22 protein-coding genes are annotated in these 17335 nt (G+C 29.4%); 8 read left to right on the plus strand and 14 right to left on the minus strand.

The annotated features are described in order from the left end of the window. The first annotated feature begins 186 nt into the window (after nt 1-186). Complete coding sequence (locus CLOBL_RS13445) at nt 187-864, plus strand: response regulator transcription factor (RefSeq protein ID WP_009169284.1); 678 nt, start codon at nt 187-189, stop codon at nt 862-864. Next, complete coding sequence (locus tag CLOBL_RS13450) at nt 857-1888, plus strand: HAMP domain-containing sensor histidine kinase (RefSeq protein ID WP_077859513.1); 1032 nt, start codon at nt 857-859, stop codon at nt 1886-1888. The genes CLOBL_RS13445 and CLOBL_RS13450 overlap by 8 nt, the downstream gene beginning before the upstream one ends. Before the next feature lie 82 nt (nt 1889-1970). Here CLOBL_RS13450 and trxA read toward each other — a convergent pair whose 3' ends face one another. The 10 genes from trxA to CLOBL_RS13500 form a co-directional block, all read right to left on the minus strand. After that, nucleotides 1971-2288 (minus strand): thioredoxin, encoded by a 318-nt coding sequence (gene trxA / locus CLOBL_RS13455; RefSeq protein ID WP_077859514.1) that lies wholly within the window; start codon nt 2286-2288, stop codon nt 1971-1973. A gap of 310 nt (nt 2289-2598) precedes the next feature. After that, a complete protein-coding gene (locus CLOBL_RS13460; protein WP_077859515.1) occupies nt 2599-2958 on the minus strand; it encodes a C-GCAxxG-C-C family (seleno)protein in 360 nt (119 codons plus the stop codon). 76 nt (nt 2959-3034) lie between these two features. Continuing rightward, nucleotides 3035-3355, minus strand: coding sequence for a rhodanese-like domain-containing protein (locus CLOBL_RS13465; protein WP_077859516.1), 321 nt, complete (start codon nt 3353-3355; stop codon nt 3035-3037). A 58-nt stretch (nt 3356-3413) separates the two neighbouring features. Continuing rightward, nucleotides 3414-4115, minus strand: a complete 702-nt coding sequence (locus tag CLOBL_RS13470) for a Crp/Fnr family transcriptional regulator (RefSeq protein WP_077859517.1) — start codon at nt 4113-4115, stop codon at nt 3414-3416. A gap of 208 nt (nt 4116-4323) precedes the next feature. Continuing rightward, nucleotides 4324-4683 (minus strand): sulfite exporter TauE/SafE family protein, encoded by a 360-nt coding sequence (locus CLOBL_RS13475; protein ID WP_009169278.1) that lies wholly within the window; start codon nt 4681-4683, stop codon nt 4324-4326. Between the two features lie 67 nt (nt 4684-4750). After that, nucleotides 4751-5917, minus strand: coding sequence for an ROK family protein (locus CLOBL_RS13480; protein ID WP_077859518.1), 1167 nt, complete (start codon nt 5915-5917; stop codon nt 4751-4753). 159 nt (nt 5918-6076) lie between these two features. Next, nucleotides 6077-7471, minus strand: a complete 1395-nt coding sequence (locus CLOBL_RS13485; protein WP_077859519.1) for a HAMP domain-containing sensor histidine kinase — start codon at nt 7469-7471, stop codon at nt 6077-6079. After that, on the minus strand, nt 7468-8184 hold the full coding sequence (locus tag CLOBL_RS13490; RefSeq protein WP_077859563.1) for a response regulator transcription factor: 717 nt from the start codon (nt 8182-8184) through the stop codon (nt 7468-7470). The genes CLOBL_RS13485 and CLOBL_RS13490 overlap by 4 nt, the downstream gene beginning before the upstream one ends. A 120-nt stretch (nt 8185-8304) precedes the next feature. After that, entirely contained in the window at nt 8305-8556 is a 252-nt protein-coding gene (locus CLOBL_RS13495; RefSeq protein ID WP_077859520.1) for an SHOCT domain-containing protein, read from the minus strand. Between the two features lie 95 nt (nt 8557-8651). Further along, complete coding sequence (locus tag CLOBL_RS13500; RefSeq protein WP_077859521.1) at nt 8652-9674, minus strand: DUF1646 family protein; 1023 nt, start codon at nt 9672-9674, stop codon at nt 8652-8654. A 399-nt stretch (nt 9675-10073) separates the two neighbouring features. Here CLOBL_RS13500 and CLOBL_RS13505 point away from each other — a divergent pair, with 399 nt between their 5' ends. After that, nucleotides 10074-10772 carry a DUF421 domain-containing protein gene (locus CLOBL_RS13505; protein ID WP_077859522.1) on the plus strand — a complete coding sequence of 233 codons (699 nt, stop codon included), beginning with the start codon at nt 10074-10076 and terminating at the stop codon, nt 10770-10772. Nucleotides 10773-10842: 70 nt separating this feature from the next. On the opposite strand, the gene CLOBL_RS28020 is transcribed toward CLOBL_RS13505, so the two are convergent. Continuing rightward, nucleotides 10843-11010 (minus strand): hypothetical protein, encoded by a 168-nt coding sequence (locus tag CLOBL_RS28020; RefSeq protein WP_009169271.1) that lies wholly within the window; start codon nt 11008-11010, stop codon nt 10843-10845. 414 nt (nt 11011-11424) lie between these two features. On the opposite strand from CLOBL_RS28020, the gene CLOBL_RS13510 reads away from it, so the two are divergent. The 3 genes from CLOBL_RS13510 to CLOBL_RS13520 are packed head-to-tail and all read left to right on the plus strand — an operon-like array spanning nt 11425 to nt 13723. Next, nucleotides 11425-11739, plus strand: coding sequence for a hypothetical protein (locus CLOBL_RS13510; RefSeq protein ID WP_077859523.1), 315 nt, complete (start codon nt 11425-11427; stop codon nt 11737-11739). Nucleotides 11740-11774: 35 nt separating this feature from the next. Next, the gene (locus CLOBL_RS13515) at nt 11775-13361 is read left to right on the plus strand and encodes an ammonium transporter (RefSeq protein WP_009169269.1); all 1587 of its coding nucleotides are present in this window, start codon (nt 11775-11777) and stop codon (nt 13359-13361) included. A gap of 23 nt (nt 13362-13384) precedes the next feature. Beyond that, nucleotides 13385-13723 (plus strand): P-II family nitrogen regulator, encoded by a 339-nt coding sequence (locus CLOBL_RS13520; RefSeq protein WP_009169268.1) that lies wholly within the window; start codon nt 13385-13387, stop codon nt 13721-13723. Nucleotides 13724-13826: 103 nt separating this feature from the next. Here the strand turns inward: CLOBL_RS13520 and CLOBL_RS13525 are convergent, their stop codons facing one another. Beyond that, the gene (locus CLOBL_RS13525) at nt 13827-14069 is read right to left on the minus strand and encodes a hypothetical protein (RefSeq protein ID WP_077859524.1); all 243 of its coding nucleotides are present in this window, start codon (nt 14067-14069) and stop codon (nt 13827-13829) included. A 235-nt stretch (nt 14070-14304) separates the two neighbouring features. Between CLOBL_RS13525 and CLOBL_RS13530 the strand changes: the two genes are divergently transcribed. Both CLOBL_RS13530 and CLOBL_RS13535 read left to right on the plus strand, forming a co-directional pair. Then, nucleotides 14305-15078, plus strand: coding sequence for an RNA polymerase sigma factor (locus CLOBL_RS13530; RefSeq protein WP_077859525.1), 774 nt, complete (start codon nt 14305-14307; stop codon nt 15076-15078). Nucleotides 15079-15185: 107 nt separating this feature from the next. Next, nucleotides 15186-15635, plus strand: a complete 450-nt coding sequence (locus tag CLOBL_RS13535; protein WP_077859526.1) for a DUF3795 domain-containing protein — start codon at nt 15186-15188, stop codon at nt 15633-15635. A gap of 533 nt (nt 15636-16168) precedes the next feature. On the opposite strand, the gene CLOBL_RS13540 is transcribed toward CLOBL_RS13535, so the two are convergent. Together CLOBL_RS13540 and CLOBL_RS13545 are read right to left on the minus strand one after the other, a co-directional pair. Further along, complete coding sequence (locus CLOBL_RS13540; RefSeq protein ID WP_077859527.1) at nt 16169-16807, minus strand: MBL fold metallo-hydrolase; 639 nt, start codon at nt 16805-16807, stop codon at nt 16169-16171. Nucleotides 16808-16855: 48 nt separating this feature from the next. After that, on the minus strand, nt 16856-17089 hold the full coding sequence (locus CLOBL_RS13545; RefSeq protein ID WP_077859528.1) for a DUF2249 domain-containing protein: 234 nt from the start codon (nt 17087-17089) through the stop codon (nt 16856-16858). Nucleotides 17090-17335 lie beyond the last annotated feature (246 nt).

Genomic DNA, 17335 nt, shown 5'->3' on the forward strand with positions numbered 1-17335 from the left:
AAGCTAAGTAAATACCAGAATATAAAATGTAGAAAACTAATTGCAACATATATATTAAAAATTAATTACATATTTATCTCATGTTCAGCTAATATTGATGCTCAACATACTTAATTTACAATACTTTAAAATGCATATAAAACATAGTATAATTAGTGTAATTATTCTGCATGGGGGGAAATACAGATGTTTCACATTCTAATTGTAGAAGATGATAAAGAACTATGTGAATTATTTTCTACTGTATTACTTAAAAATGGATATAAAACAACCTGCTCAAAAGATGGTATTGAAGCTCTTGAAGTTTTAGATAAAGAATACATTGATTTAATTATTTCCGATATAATGATGCCTAATATGAATGGCTTTGAATTAGTTAAATCTATTCGAGATGCTCAATTTAATCTTCCTGTATTAATTATCACAGCAAAGGAAAGCTTTCAAGATAAACAACGAGGTTTTTCACTTGGAATAGATGATTATATGGTGAAACCTATAGATGTTAATGAAATGGTATTAAGAGTTGGTGCACTACTTAGGAGGGCTCAAATTATAAATGAGAGAAAACAATATATTGGCGAAACTATGCTTGAATTTGATTCCCTATCCGTATACCAACATGGAGAAGTAACAGTGCTTCCCCAAAAAGAATTCTACATATTATATAAACTAATTTGTTATCCAAACCACATATTTACAAGGCAACAGCTTATGGATGAAATTTGGGGAATTAATTCAGAAACAGATATTCGTACAGTAGATGTGCATATTAACCGCTTAAGAGAGCGTTTTAAGGATAATATAGATTTTGAAATTTCAACTGTAAGGGGACTTGGGTATAAAGTGGTGAAGAAACATGAATAATAATCATAGCTTTAAATTAGGTTTAGTTTTTTCTCTTGTAACTTTTCTTATTATACTAGCTACAGGTGCAATTGTTGCAATTATTACAGCTATATATTTTCATCTAAATGCATTTTCAACTCATTCTATATTAGTACCTATTATTAATTTATACATGGTTAGTGTATTTGTTGGAACAGCTATTTCAGCTATAGTAGGAAAAAGAATATTATCACCTCTTGTAAAATTTAGCGAAGCATTAATGGAGGTAGGAAAAGGCAACTTTAATATTAAATTAAATGAAAATAAGCATAATCCAGATGAACTTAAGACTATGTATCGCAATTTTAATATTATGGTTAATGAATTAAATCATATAGAAACTTTCCGCAGTGACTTTATTGCTAATGTTTCTCATGAATTTAAAACACCTCTTGCTTCTATAGATGGTTATACTATGCTGCTGCAGGATAAAACTTTAACAGAAGAAGAAAAAAATCAATACATTAAAAAAATTCTTAGCAATACGAAGAGACTATCAAATTTAGTTTCTATTATCCTTCAGATATCAAGACTTGAGAATCAGGGAATCATTGCTCAAAAAAACAAATTCAAATTAGATGAGCAGCTAAGACAAACCTTATTGCTTTTTGAATCAAAATGGACCAACAAAAATATTGACCTAAATGTAGATTTAGACCCAATTACTTTTTATGGAAATGAAGAATTAATAATGCAGATATGGACTAATATATTTAGTAATGCAATAAAATTCACTCCTGATGGTGGAACTATACAATGCACTTTAACACAGTCTTCTAATTGGATTACTGCTGTAATTTCTGATACTGGTATCGGAATGTCAAAAGATGTACAAAATCATATCTTTGACAAGTTCTATCAAGGAGATAAATCCCACTCCTCTGAAGGCAATGGTTTAGGCTTAGCATTAGTAAAAAAAATTATTGATTTATGTGGCGGTAAAATAGAAGTACAAAGTGAATGTGGAAAAGGTTCTACTTTTATTGTAAAATTACCATGTTAATTAAGTGTTCATATTTTAGTGTAGTTAAAACAAAAATGTAGTCATATATAGTGACTACATTTTTGTAAATTCAGTCTAAATTTTACAAATGTGCCCTTACCTTATTTGTTATATTTTCTTTAGGCATAAATCCAGCTAAATTTTCCACTGGGCGTCCATCTTTAAATATAATCATCATTGGCACTGCTGCCACTCCATACTTCCGAGCTATACTGCTGCTTTCTTCAACATTCATTTTAAAGAACCTAGCTCTATCCCCAATTTCATTGCTAACTCTTTCGAATACTGGAGATAACATTTTGCAAGGTCCACACCAGGTTGCAAAAAAGTCAACGACAACTACTCCCTTAGTATTTTCAACATTTTCAACAAACTCTCTACTATTTATTACCCTTGCCATATTTATTCCTCCCTTTATTTACTGGCAGACTCATCTATACTCTTATAATAATTAAATATTATTACATTGTCTGTGATTTAATCACCAGCATTAATTTTTATCTTCTATTTCCTATTTGCCCATTAATTTTTAGAGGCTTCATAATATTATATTCAAATTTATTTAATAAGTCCCTGGAATTAAAAATATTCATATCCTCTACTAACTTCTACAAAAAAACAGATAATCTAATCTTACTTAGGCTATCTGTTAATAATTTCTGCAAATATGTTTTTATACAATATTAAAATAAATACACTCTGCACTCATGCTATTTGGTATATTCCTTTAAAACTTCATAAGTATATTGTATTATTTCATCGCAAGTTATACCCTTTTTCTTAAGTTCAATGCACTCTATGGTTCCGTATCTTTCTTTAACTTTATTTATGATATCTTTTGTTACAATTCTTGAATTATTCTTTTCTTCATTTGAGTTTCTTCCTTTTAATGCTCCTACTGCAATCAGTGTTCCAGTAATTGCTCCACAGGTTCCTCCTACAGCCATACCTCCTCCAAAAGGACTTGCAATTGAAACCGGAATATCTGAATTGTTATCCTCATTAAACGCCTTTATTATAGATTCTGCGCAGTTATATCCTTCTTTATGAAATTCTAATACTTTTTCCATATGTCTACTACTCCTCGTATAATTTAAAATTTTGTTATGTTTTTTTCATAATTCTTTAATATTTACTAAACTAATTTCATTTTCTTCTTGTTCCCACATATGAACCCATTCCACCAGAAACATTAATAACCTTAAACCCTTGGCTTCCAAGGCTGTTACAAGTTCTTGCACTTCTCCCACCTGATTGGCACATTATGTAATACTCTTTGTTTTTATTTAAATATTTTTCTGGGTCGTTTAAAAGTTCTCCCATTGGTATATTCTTCGAACTTTGTATGCTTCCACCTTCATACTCATACTTTTCTCTTATATCAATCAATTCAATCTTTCCAATTAAATTGTCCACATCATTTACATTAATAACTCGTCCTTCATTTCTATTCAAAAAATCAAACATCTTAAATTCCTCCTAAAGTTTTATCTTAATTATCATTTTTTATTATGATAATACTTAATCAACTTTTCAATATCTCACTCAAGTCTTTAAGTATTACTATTTTTCCTCTTTCCAACTTTATATATCCTAATTTTTCTATACTTTTAAGCTTTCTGCTTACAACTTCACGAACAGAGTCTATTTCAAAAGCTAATTCACTATGAGTTGCATAAATTATACTGCTTCTTCTATTTATTAAAAACTTTATAAGCCTTGTTTCTAATGATTCGTGAATCATCTCTTCTTTATTTCCTATTACTGTATTAAACTTGTTATACAAGTCCTTATACATATATAATAAAAACTCATTATCCTGAATTAGATATTTTCTAACTACCTCAAAGGGAATTAAACATACTTTTGAATCTAATATCGCTTTACCTGTTATATTTAAAGATTCTAAATTTGATAAACAACTTAAGGCTTCGTGGCAAAACTCCCCTTGTTTTATATTATAAAGGTTAGTTTCTTCTCCTTCCTCGTTGATCTTTTGTATTTTTATTGTTCCTTTTATTACAAATAAAACTCCATGACAATTTTCTTCTGCACCTGCCACATACTCATTGGAATATACATTTTTAATAACGGCCTTATTACTTATTATGTTATGATTATTTTTATCAATTTTTTTTAGTACTGGGTAAACCTCATATAAAGATTCAAAATCACTTAAACTATCATCTAACACTTTGCTATCTAACACCTTGCTCAAATTATTCATCATCTCCCTCTTAATTTTATTATATATTAATCTTTTATAGATATATGTGATTAAGTCACACATATCTTATATTTATCAAATCAAGTAACTTTATAGCCTTCTATACTCCATATATATTCTAAAAAGAGCTATCCTTAAATAAAAAATAACAGATCAATATAAGGATAATATATTCATCTGATATTTCTTTGTTTCTTATTTATTTTTGTTACTTTGAAAAAATCATTTTTAATGACATCAAAATCATTAATACGCCGAAAGATTTTTTCAATACAGATATAGGAATAATATGAGCTATTTTAGCTCCAAACATTGATCCAAAAACTAAAAAAATACATATTAAAATTCCTGCCTTTACATCAACCTGACCTTGCTTGTAATACTGAATAAATGCTGCAATTCCAACTGGTGGCAGCATAATTGCGAGTGATGTTCCCTGAGCCTTTAGCTGACTAAAACCACATAAATATACTAATGCAGGTACAATTACTATTCCGCCTCCAACCCCAAACATTCCGCTTAATATTCCAGCAAGTATTCCAACTGCTATAAATGCTATTATATTCATTGATTATATACACTCCCTTCTATTCTGCTCTTATAATAGCTTAAAAGAAGATATGCTATACATATGATCATGCCTCTTCCTTATCTGCTATTATTTTTTGTATTATCATAGCACATGCTCCCACTGCTATAGATTTATCTTTATAATATCCATTATTACTAAATATGATTTTATTATTTTTAATATGACACTTTTCTAGAGCTGTCTTCTTAGCTATATCATAAAACAACTCTGAATGTTGTATTAAAGGTCCACTTAATATTATCAGTTCTGGATTGAACAATTTTATGTAATTTGCAAGGCCTATTCCTAGATATACTGCAGAATTTCTAATAACTTCAACAGCATCTTCATTTTTCTTTTCAGCAAGTCTGCAAATATCATTGTAATTTATTTTATTTACTTCCTTGCTTCCATTTAGAAGTAACCTATCCTTTACTTTATTAATAAACTTTTTTGTTATATTTGATATTGATACATAACTTTCTATACAACCATAATTACCACAGGAACATAATTCTCCATCTGCTTCAACAATCATATGTCCAAAGGCATCTTCTAGATTATTGATCGTACGAATTAATACGCCTGAGGATATTATTCCTGTTCTTATTCCAACACCACAATTTACATATGCAAGATTTTTTTTGCCTATTCCAATCCCAAAATTATATTCTCCAATAACAGCTGCATTTGCACCATTATCTATACATATTGGTACTTCTAATTCCCTGCTTAAAACGTCATATAAAGGTTTAATCTCAAAACCTCCCACTATCCCTATTCCAATTCCTATAATTGATGATTTTTCTACCTGTAATTCTGCATATAAACTTTTTATAGTATTCGGTATAATATTCCCTACAGTTTCAATTTTATACGCCTGGTTTAACAGTTTCTCTTTTACTACATTTAGTTTTAAGTTTGTCATAACTATTCTGGTATATGTTCGAGAAATATCAATACCTATAATATAGAATTCCTTAGGATTCACATCATATAAACTTGGCTTTCTTCCACCTGTTGATTTTCCAATATCACTTTCAATAATTATTTTTTCATCAATTAATATTTGAAGATCTCTATTTAGTGTTGTTAATTTTATTTTAGTCATGTCAATTAATTCACTTTTAGTTATAGGTCCATTCTTCTGTATGACATCAAATATATATCGGCCTCTATCCTCTAATGATTTGAAAACACCATGCATCTCAAAAACTCCACTTCCTTCCATAAGATTAAGAATATCACCTTTAGACTACATTTAAAACAATCTTTTCTATATTTTTAATAAGGTTTCTTCCATTTAGTAAAACATTTACATAAGCATAATTCCATTTAGGCACAATCAAAAATGTGCCTAATTCTTATCTAAATATGTTCTGAAATAAATTCAATTTACTTTTGGCAGTTCTACAGTAACTATAGTTCCTTTATCAATTTCACTTTCTAAGTATACATTTCCACCATGAGCTTGAACAAAACTCTTTACAATAGTGAGCCCTATGCCTGATCCACCTGTATTTTTACTCCTAGATGAATCGCTTCTATAAAACCGTTCAAATACATAAGGTATATCCTTTTCAGGTATTCCAATACCATTATCGATAACCTTAATTACTATATTTTGCTTTTCATTCTTGAGCCCTACTGTTACTTTGCCTTTCATCTTTAGATATTTATAGGCGTTTGTGATTAAGTTATTCATAATCTGCTTAAATTTATCCTCATCAACCACTGCAATAACATCTGGAGCTATGTCACCAGTTAACTCATAGTCTGCTTTAACATAAAGCGGTTTATAAATATTCAAAATTTTCTCTAATTCCTCAGAAAGATTTACTTTGCTTCTATTTAAAACTATATTAGTCTGTTCAAGTTTTGCTAAATCTCTAAGATTATCTACCATTTTAGTCAGCCTTTCTATTTCCTCATAAAACACCTCGAATTTTTCATAAGTAGGTTCCCATATTCCATCCATAAAAGCTTCTACATGTGTTTTCAATGTAGTAAGTGGTGTTCTTAGTTCATGAGCCATATCAGAAGTTAATCTTTTCCTAAGCATCTCCTGACTATTTAAAGTTTCCGCAAGATAATTTATAGAATTAGATAGTTCGATTATTTCTTTAGTCTTTGTACTGCTCTTTACTCTAACATTTAAATTACCATTTCTAATTTCATTAGCAGTTTCAGTTATCTTAGATAAAGGTTTTGATATTTGCTTTGATATTATAAGGCTAATTACAATTCCAAATATTAAAGCTATTATAGCCGATATTACTAATGAATGATTTAAAGTACCTATAAATGTTACTGATGCAGAAGATAAATAAGAATCTCCAAAATAACCAATAGTTATACTTCCAGTCACCTTATCATTAACTTCTAATGGATATTCATTTTCAGTATATTCACCCATATTAATTCCTGAAGGATTCTTCATCATATGTCCCATCATATTATTCATCATATTATCATGCTGCAAATATGATTTTCCCGAAGAATAAATAGTATTATTATTTATATCTTTAATCTCAATATATAATTCTTGCAATTCTGCATATCTTTGAATTTCCTCAGTATTTATTTTAGAATCTCCTTTTTGACTACTGTATAAATCATCAATTGATTTAACTACATTTTCTATCTTTGTTTCATGCTCGTCTACCAAATATTCTTTAAATTTTTCTCCGACTGTATAATTAGATATTATGCTCGCCAAAATAATTGAACCTAGAACTGCTAGTATGAAGCCTAAGGCCATTCTCTTAACTAATGATATTTTCATTTTTTCACCTCAGCAAAATTGGGATTAAATTTATATCCCATTCCATATACAGTTACTATATATTCTGGTTCCTTAGGATTACTTTCTATTTTTTGGCGGATATTCTTAATATAAGTATCTACTGTCCGGTCAAAACCTTCATAATCTATTCCAAATGCTTTTTCTACTAATTCTTCTCTTGAAAATACTTTTTCTGGATTTGATAAAAAAACTATTAAAATCTTAAACTCATTTGCTGTCAAGCTCACGGCCTCATTTTGCTTTTTTACTATCATTTTTTTTATATTAACTTCTAGGTCATTATTATTAAAAGATAATATATCTGCCATTGGAGCAAAATCCTTATATGATCTTCTAAGTAAAGCTCTAACTCTTACTACAAGCTCACGAACACTAAAAGGTTTAGTTAAATAATCATCAGCCCCTATAGATATTCCTTCTATTTTTTCATCTTCTTCTGCTTTTGCAGTAAGCATAATTATAGGTATGCTTGAGGTTGTTCTAATTTTCCTGCATACTTCTTCACCATCAAGCTTCGGAAGCATTAAATCTAACACTATGAGATGAATAACTTCCTTATTATATACTTCTAATGCTTTTTCTCCATCCATTGCTGTAATCACATCAAAACCATCTCTTTCAAGATATGCCCTTACAACATTTACTATATTTGCTTCATCATCTACTACTAATATCTTAAATTTATTATTAATACTTATCACCTCCAACTTTGGTGCTTATATTATAATGTATGATTCAAAAAAAGACTAGAGTAAGTCTATAATAAATAACAATAACTCACTCTAATCTTAACTATACTTATTTCATGTTTATTAATTCTTTTGCGAAAGAATTTCTTTCCTTTTTAAATATTCATCCTGAGTCATCTCTCCATTAGCAAACTTTTCATTAAGTATCTTCATTGCACTATTAGATTTATTACTATAGCTCTTAAATAACTTTACAGCTAAGACTATTAACACAATAAATATTAGCATTCTAAAGCCCATTCCTAAGAACATTCCTCCATATCCTATATTGCTTACTGGTCCAAAACCACCATATCCATATCCATTACAAAACATTACTTAACTCCTCCTTATTATTTATTATATTAATTACTCTTCATGTAATAATTATATAAATGAAATGTGGAGGAATTATGGAGAGTATAGAAGGTTTATATAAAAAACAAAATCATGTAATATATTAACATTATAGCAAGTCCAAGTGGAACACCTAATTTAATCCATTCCCTGCTTTTGATTTTTAACTTTCCAGCTGAAATAATATTAGGTATATTTCCTGGAATCATCATTCCCCCACTAATCAATAATCCCATTAATACTGCCTTAATTTGAATTAATGACATTTTATCACTTACCTCTGCAGCCGCTAAAGTAGCATTATCTAACACTGCTGAAGACATATTAAACCAATATAAATAACCCGTATTAAGATGTATTATATAAGTATCAATTATTGGCTTAAAGCCTTGTCCAAGTAATTCTAATGCTATAATAAACAAAAGAATTTTAAGTGCTCTTACAAGTATCACCTTATTAGTTTCCTCTATAATAACTTCTTCATTGCTTTCTATCTCATTCTTTTCTTCTTTTCCGTATATAGTTCCTATGAATCCAAGAATTAATATACCTGGTATGATATACATTCCAAATTGATCCAATAGATACCAAAAATCCACACCCAATTTAGAAATCACTGTTGTTGACAAAGGTTCTCCTATAGGAGTTAATACTGCTCCAATTCCAATTGAAAAACATGCAACTATATCAAGACTTATCTTGTTCTCTCTACTTATTGGAAGTATGCTGACTATTTCTACTAGTAGAAGCGCTGCTATTATTGCAGTTATTATACTTGACAAAAATCCTATAATAACTACTAGTAAAAATATAAAAATTCTTAATGGAATATACTTCAAAACATATGAAAGTATGCTCTTTATATGAACTGATAATATTTTAAATATAAATCCACCTATAAGCACCGCTAAAGATATTATATACATAAATTTATTTTCAATAATATGAAGTAGAAATTCTCGACTTACAGAATTTGAAACAATGGCTGCTACTATCCCTATAGTAAACAAAAAAACTTCAAGATTACTCTCAACTTTCTTTGATATAATTGGCAGCACAAAAGTTATTCCCAATAGTAAAATTAATATATAAAGCATCCTTATCACTACCTTCCTATTTTCAAGTGACTTTAATCAGTATATGCTTTAATTACATAGCAAATCTTAAATTCAAAACAGAGCTCTTAGCAGCCTCGCAAAAATGGCAGGAAACTCAAATAAGAACTTCCCGCCTTGGAAACAAAATTATTAAAATCACTTTATACAAATAGTACCATATAATTTATGTTAATTCAATTTTAATTTAACGTTCTTTCCAATTGCTTACTTTTCTCAATACTTTCTGTTCTAATCCAATAAGCAAACCTTATAGAATTAATTTTGGTACCAATGTTCATAATTTATCTTTTACACACTCTTACTCTCTTATTTTTCAAAAAAGAATAAATTAAGTTACTCGCGGGCAAGATATTTCCATAAATTTAGGAGGTTAAAACAATGAACCTAGCAAATATAAATATACTCTACTTATTAACTAGGATAACTTTAATATTTTTAGTATTGTTAATCTTAACACGAATATTAGGTAAAAAACAAATGAGTCATTTAACATTTTTTAACTACATTACTGGAATTACAATTGGTTCTATTTCAGCTAATATGATTCATGAATTAGATGAATCCTTCATAGAGGATTTAATAAGCTTGATTTGGTGGTGCATCTTAACTCTTTTACTTGAATATATTGGATTAAAATCCGGGAAATTAAGGCAATTAATTGATGGTCAACCAACCATATTAATAAAGAAAGGTAAGATAATGAAAGACGAATTAAAAGCAAATCGTGTTAATATAGATGATCTATCCATGATGCTCAGAAAACAAAATATTTTTTCTATCAAAGAAGTAGAGTATGCAATATTGGAGCCTATAGGCAATTTAAGTATAATGAAAAAGCCTCAAGAACAACAAATAACTAAATCTGATATGAGTATTCCATTATCTACTTTAAAATACCTGCCATCTGAAATTATCGTTGATGGTAAGATAATACATGCTAATTTAAAAGAATTAAATTTAAGTAAAACCTGGCTAGAAGCTGAACTAAAAAGACAAAATATATCTTCTATAAAAGATATATTCTATGCCGAAGTTCAAAGTGATGGCACGCTTTTTATAGACAAAAATTCATCCTGATTACTTTATAATTTTATACACAAAAAAGAGGTCGATTAAACCTTAAAATCTAATCAACCTCTAAAAATAACTATTTAGCTTGCAAAAACATCTCATAGTTTTCTATTTTATCCTCCTTATTTGTTTTCTTTAACCAGCTATTATATTTAGAAATAGCTTCTTCAACAGTTTTTAATTTTAATTCATTCTTTTTTTTCTTAGATTCTGCATAAATATTAATCTTTATTATATTTCCCATTCTCTCACCTTCTTTCATGTATTTATGATACAACGGAATTGTTAAATTTTATAGCGAAAAATCTTAAAAAAAAGTAAAAAATATAACGTTAAGTTTTTTATCTCTTAACTTTAATTCTTTAATTGAAATATAATTGTAAACCAATAAATATTATAGTAAATTAATTTTTTTAACAGGAAAAAAAACTGTTGATTTTTTCTAAATTTGACTTGACTTTTTACACTAGTGTATCTATAATAAAATTAATATAACAATTATTGGCAAAGCAGTCTAATATTTATAAATATTAGACTGCTTTTCTTTTTTAATGGGATATCTCCCCAGACAAAGGAGTCAAAGCTTGGTTAAGCTTGACTCCTTTTTTGCTGTTAAAAATTTCATCAAAAAACATTCCAATGAAAGGAGGTATTAAAAATGAAAAAGCAAAACGCACTTTGCTCCCCAAACAGATCAAAGAAAATACTCATTAATTTCCTTTTTATAGCTGATATGATAATTATCTTTTTAGGCATATTTTTTAGCATTTTCAGTCTAGTTAATGATATTCACTTTAAAGTTTTAAGTTCTTTAATACCAGGTACAGTATTTGGCTTACTGGTTTTATATTTAGGAATAAGATATTACTTTTCAGTTACTAAATTGAAAGAGGAACTGCTTAAATCTTCATCAAAATTTTCATGGAATAATTTTAAAAGAAAAAAAGAAAAGAAATTTATCTATAAGAAATAATATTAATTTTATATATTTTTTAAGGAGGAAAATTTATGAAAAAATCATTTAAATTAGCTGCAATTATATTATTCTTGGGCGCTTTGGCTGTAACCTTAGTTTTAGCACTTTCACCGGCTGGAGGTTCCGATCCTACTGGAGCTTCTTATGTTGCAGCAACAGGGAACGAAACTCTTAGCGATGTTGCAACAGTTGCTAATAAAGGTTATTATGGTGCAAACTTTACATGGGTCATGATAACCGGATTTATGGTTTTCTTCTTCCAATGCGGATTTGCAATGGTTGAAACAGGATTTTGCCGTGGTAAAAATGCTGCACACACAATGACTATGAATTTTATGGTATTTTTAGTTGGTGCAGTTGGATACTTCTTAACAGGATTTGCTATTCAATTTGGCGGTTCTGGTGGAGCTGCAGGTCTTGGCACTGGTGGAGCCGCTTTAGGCTCAATGCTTTCAATACCCGGCCTTGGCGGTATTATGGGATATAACGGCTTTTTCTTATCTGGTTTTGGTGTTTATGATCCAGGAATTTATGCATTATTCTTTTTCCAAATGGTGTTCATGGATACTACCGTTACAATACCAACTGGTGCTATGGCTGAAAGAGTAAAATATTCTGCCATTGTCATTTTATCTTTCTTTATTTCAATGTTCCTATATCCTTTCTTCGGAAATTGGGTATGGGGTGGCGGTTGGCTTGCAACTCTTGGTCAAAATTTTGGACTTGGTCATGGAGTTGTTGATTTTGCTGGTTCTGGTGTTGTTCACTCAATGGGTGGTATGCTTGCTTTAGCAGGAGCTATTGTTATCGGACCTAGAATTGGTAAATTTAAAAAAGATGGGACCTCAAGACCTTTCCCTGGACATGATATACCAATGGCTATTATAGGTACTATTGTCTTATTCTTCTGCTGGTTTTCATTTAATGCCGGTTCAACATTAAACGCTTCTGATTTCAGGTTATCTGTAGTCGCTACAAACACAATGATAGCTGGTGCAATAGGTGGACTTGTTGCTATGTTTTATATGTGGGTTAAATACGGTAAACCAGATCCATCAATGACTGCCAATGGTGCCCTTGCTGGATTGGTTGCAATAACTGCCCCTTGTGCATTTGTAAGCGCTCCTTCTGCCTTCTTTATAGGTGGGATTGCAGGATTACTTGTCTGTCTAGCAGTAGCCTTTGTAGAAAATAAATTAAGACTTGATGATCCAGTTGGAGCAATTTCTGTTCACTGTGTTAATGGCCTTTGGGGAATTCTTTCCTTAGGACTATTTGCTGATGGTTCTTATGGTGATGGTTTAAATGGTGTTTCAGGAGGAGTAACAGGCTTATTCTTTGGTGATCCTTCTCAATTTGCAGCTCAATTAATAGCAGTAATTGTATTATTTGTCTGGGGATTTGGAGTTTCTTATATTTTTCTAAGAATTGTCGATAAAGTTTGGGGCATTAGAGTTACACCTGAAGCTGAGCTAAACGGCTTAGATATTCCTGAAATGGGTGTTTCTGGATACCCAGATCTACAATTAGTAAAATCTCCCGAACTCGATTATAACTCACCAGATAATGCTGAAATAAAACAAATCTTAAGGTTTAAACAAGATACTCAATCAATATAATATAGTGAAAGAGAGGTAATGGTATGAAAAAATTAGAGATTGTTATTAACAGTGAAAAATTAGAAGATTTAAAAAAAATTCTACACGACTGTAATGCAACTGGTGTAATGATTTCAAATATTATGGGATACGGTAATCAAAAAGGATATAAAACAATTTACAGAGGTACCGAATATAAGGTAAATCTGTTACCTAAAGTTAAAGTTGAAACAGTTGTAGCACCAGATGTTGCTGAAATTATAATAGATAAAGTTCTAAAAGAAATCAGTACAGGTAATTATGGAGACGGAAAGATTTTTATTTATGATGCTGAAGATGTTGTAAGAATTCGTACTGGTGAGCGTGGAAAAGACGCTTTATAAATTTTATAAATCTAAAAATGGGCTGTTGCACTAAAAAATGCGGCAGCCTATTTCTACTTAAGCATATAATATAATGTTACATATAAGATCCAATATTTTCAGCTTATTTTAATTGAACTTTTAGTTCCTTATATCTTTTAAGTGAATCTTCAGCTTCTTTAATCCATTGTTTCTTAATTTGGTTTGCCAACTCTTCCAAAAGTTTTTGTCTGTTTGCAACATGATACCTATTAAATTGAATTACTTTTCCCTCTTCAATTTTTTTAGCTGCAGTAACATTTAAGTGTCCTTTAAAAGGTCTTATTTCTAAAACACCATGTATTTTATCACTTGATAGCATGTACATAAATTTACACTCCTTTTTATGAAATATAATTCTCTATTCAAATCATTTCCACAATAAACATATCTTATACACTCTCTATTAAATTTATTTATATTTTAAATACATGGTATAGCTTTTATTAAATTACATTATTTTTTATAATATTATTAAGGCACAGTCAAAAAATAACAATCCTATTTCTTAGCTTATTTTCATGTGCCTAATGAAAAATTTTAGAAATGAATGGAGAATGTTAATGGATATTGAAGTGTTAATGAATGCTTATGGAACTTATATTTACAACTACGCTCTAAAATTATCCTGCCATCCATCAGTTGCAGAAGATTTAACTCAGGAAACTTTCATTACTGCTTGGCAGAAATTCACAACCTTAAAAGATCAATCTGCTATTAAAGCTTGGCTTAGAAAAATATGTTTTAATAATTTTCTAATGAGAGAAAGAAAGAAAAAAAATAATGATGAACTACTTTATGATGATATTTCTCTTCTTGAAACTGAAGGTAGTCTTCTTACTTACACTCCCCCAAGACCTGAAGATGAAGTAATCGTTGAAGAAACTATTCGCGATCTTCAAAACGGCTGCTTTCTCGCAATGGTAAGACGCCTCACTCTACATCAACGAATAGCTTTTTCTCTAATTGATATGTTTGGATTATCTTTAGATGAGGTATCAACTTTAATTGGTATTTCAAAAAATGCAACAAAAGGACTTCTTTATCGTGCCCATATGAATTTAGATTCGTTTTTTCATAATCACTGCAATCTTTTAGATGTTAATAATCCTTGCAGCTGCAAGGCTTGGATTGAATTCTCTAAAACAAGATCAGATTTACAAAAAAGAGCAAACAAGCATAATTTAATTGAAAAATTAGATTTCACAAAATCCAACTATATCTTTAACATAGAAGTTAGAAATAAAATAAATTTCTTATATAAAAATATGCCAGATAAAAAGCCTCCTAAGGAATGGTATGAAAGAGTTGTGAAAATAGTAAATGAAATGTATTAAAAAACAAATAATTTTTTATTAAAGCGTGACTTTCCTCTTTTTACTGCATCTATATAAGTGAAAGAACAAAATCACAAATTTTGATTCTCATTTAAGGAGGAATTTTTATGAATAACTATGATCAAGCTGTAAAAGACTTAGCTCCTTGTGGAAATGACTGCTTACGATGTGTATATTATGAAAAAAGTAAGGTAGTATTATTAAGTAAGGAACTGAGTGAAAACTTAATAAATTTTGAAAAAATGGCTGAGAAAATAAGAGATTTTATGCCTGCATTCAATTATTATGAGCAATTTTTAGCTATTTTAAAGCACTTTTCAAGCGGTAATTGTCCTGGATGTCGTTACAGTGATAAACCAAAATGTCAGTGTAGCATAAATACTTGTCATAAGAACGAAAATGTAAATTTCTGTTTTGAATGTTCTAAATATCCCTGCGCTCCTACAACATATAATGAAGAATTAACTAAAACATGGAAAGAGAATAACGATGATATGAAAAAAATTGGTGCTTATAATTTCTATCTTACACAAAAAGAGCAGCCAAGATATAAATAGCATGAATTTATAGATATCCAGCTTTAAAATTAAACTTATGTGGTGCTTAACCGAAATTACATACATATTTATTCCAGCGGACTTATGAAATTCTCGCTGAAAGGTTCTAAATGTAAGCTTGCATCCATTACTGCATGTTCCCGAAACAAGTTCGTGACAAGCAGTAAATGGAACAAGCTCACATTAAGAATCTAAAGCAGCTCAATTTCAAATGCCGCTTGCACAAATATATATGTAATTTCTGGTATTGCACACACAAGAGTTTAACAATTATAGATAATTGTCTCATAGATAAGTCTAATTTATAACTTGCAACTGATATTTTAATAAATTATGAGCTGAGGAAGAAAAGCCTGCAGGCTTTTCAAAAATATATTTCAGAAATCCCACTGAGGGATTTCATCCTTAACTCATAACTCATAACTGTGCGTAGTATAATCTAAAAATTACAAGTAATAAATCAAGTTCTTGATTTGTTTATCTATTCAAACTTTTAATTTTTATAAGTTAAATATTCAATTCAATTATTCTATCTACTTGGTTTTTAAACATACTCCATGGCCAGTAGCTACAAAATTGGGATTTAACTTTAGCAAAGCCTGTTGTAATTCTTTTAGCTTTTCTGGATCTGGCACCTGTTCTAGTTTAATATTATTTATTTCAGTATTCCAATCTGATTCTTTTACAGTACCTATTTCTTCTCCAAAACTAATCATTAAATCACTGCTAAAAAATATTCCACGATTATTTTCCATAACTAATAAACCATCCCAAAGATGCATTTCTGATGGATATCTAATAAATTCTAGTTCATAATCATTAGTGCTCAGTATTTCTGCTGGCTTTTTTACAATAACTTCAGCTTTTATTCCAAATCCATCTAACTGGCGAGCTGTAACCGCTGAGCATATTACCTTGGCTTTTGGAAACTCTTTTAATATTACAGACAATCCTCCACATTCGTCACTTTCAAAATGCGATACGAAAATGTATTTTAAATTTCTACCTCCAAGTACAACTTTTAATTCAGGCAGCATAATTTCTGCCTGCATAACATTACCAGTATGAAATAAAATAGGATCCTCACCTAATAATAAATATTGATGAAATGAAAGATTAATCTGCTTAATATGTGTGCTAAATTGATGTAAGTCTTTAAAAATCATTGTCATATTTCATTCCTCTTTCCAATTATATTATATGTACTTTATCTTGCTACTTTACTTCTTTGCAATTCCTATTCTCCAAAGCTCTGGTCCTTGCTCTAAGTATTCCCACTCGAATTCATTAGGGCGTTCCACATTAAAATGATCATATAACGGACGAGGATCGTGATCATTTATAAGTTCCATTGTCTCACCAGATTTTAATTTGTTAAAAGTATCAAAAATTGCAGGACGCTTGTCCTTGGGTGCATATATCCTTACGTCAATAGTTTCAGTAATATTTTTCATATATAATTCCTCCCTAAATGAGAATCAAAATCTATGATTTTGTTCTTCTAAATTTACTTAGCATACAAATATGATTCGATTTTCCTTATCTTTAATATTTATATAATTATTTCATTTTATTATATTGTACCCATTATATTATTTTTTTAATTTGCTTATTTCACGTTAATTTACCTTTTAACATATATTCTTATATTCTTTACTTTCTTATTTATAAAACAAATCCCAACTACAATTAAGTAGTCA

The sequence above is a fragment of the Clostridium sp. BL-8 genome (assembly GCF_002006495.1).
Lineage (GTDB): Bacteria > Bacillota > Clostridia > Clostridiales > Clostridiaceae > Clostridium.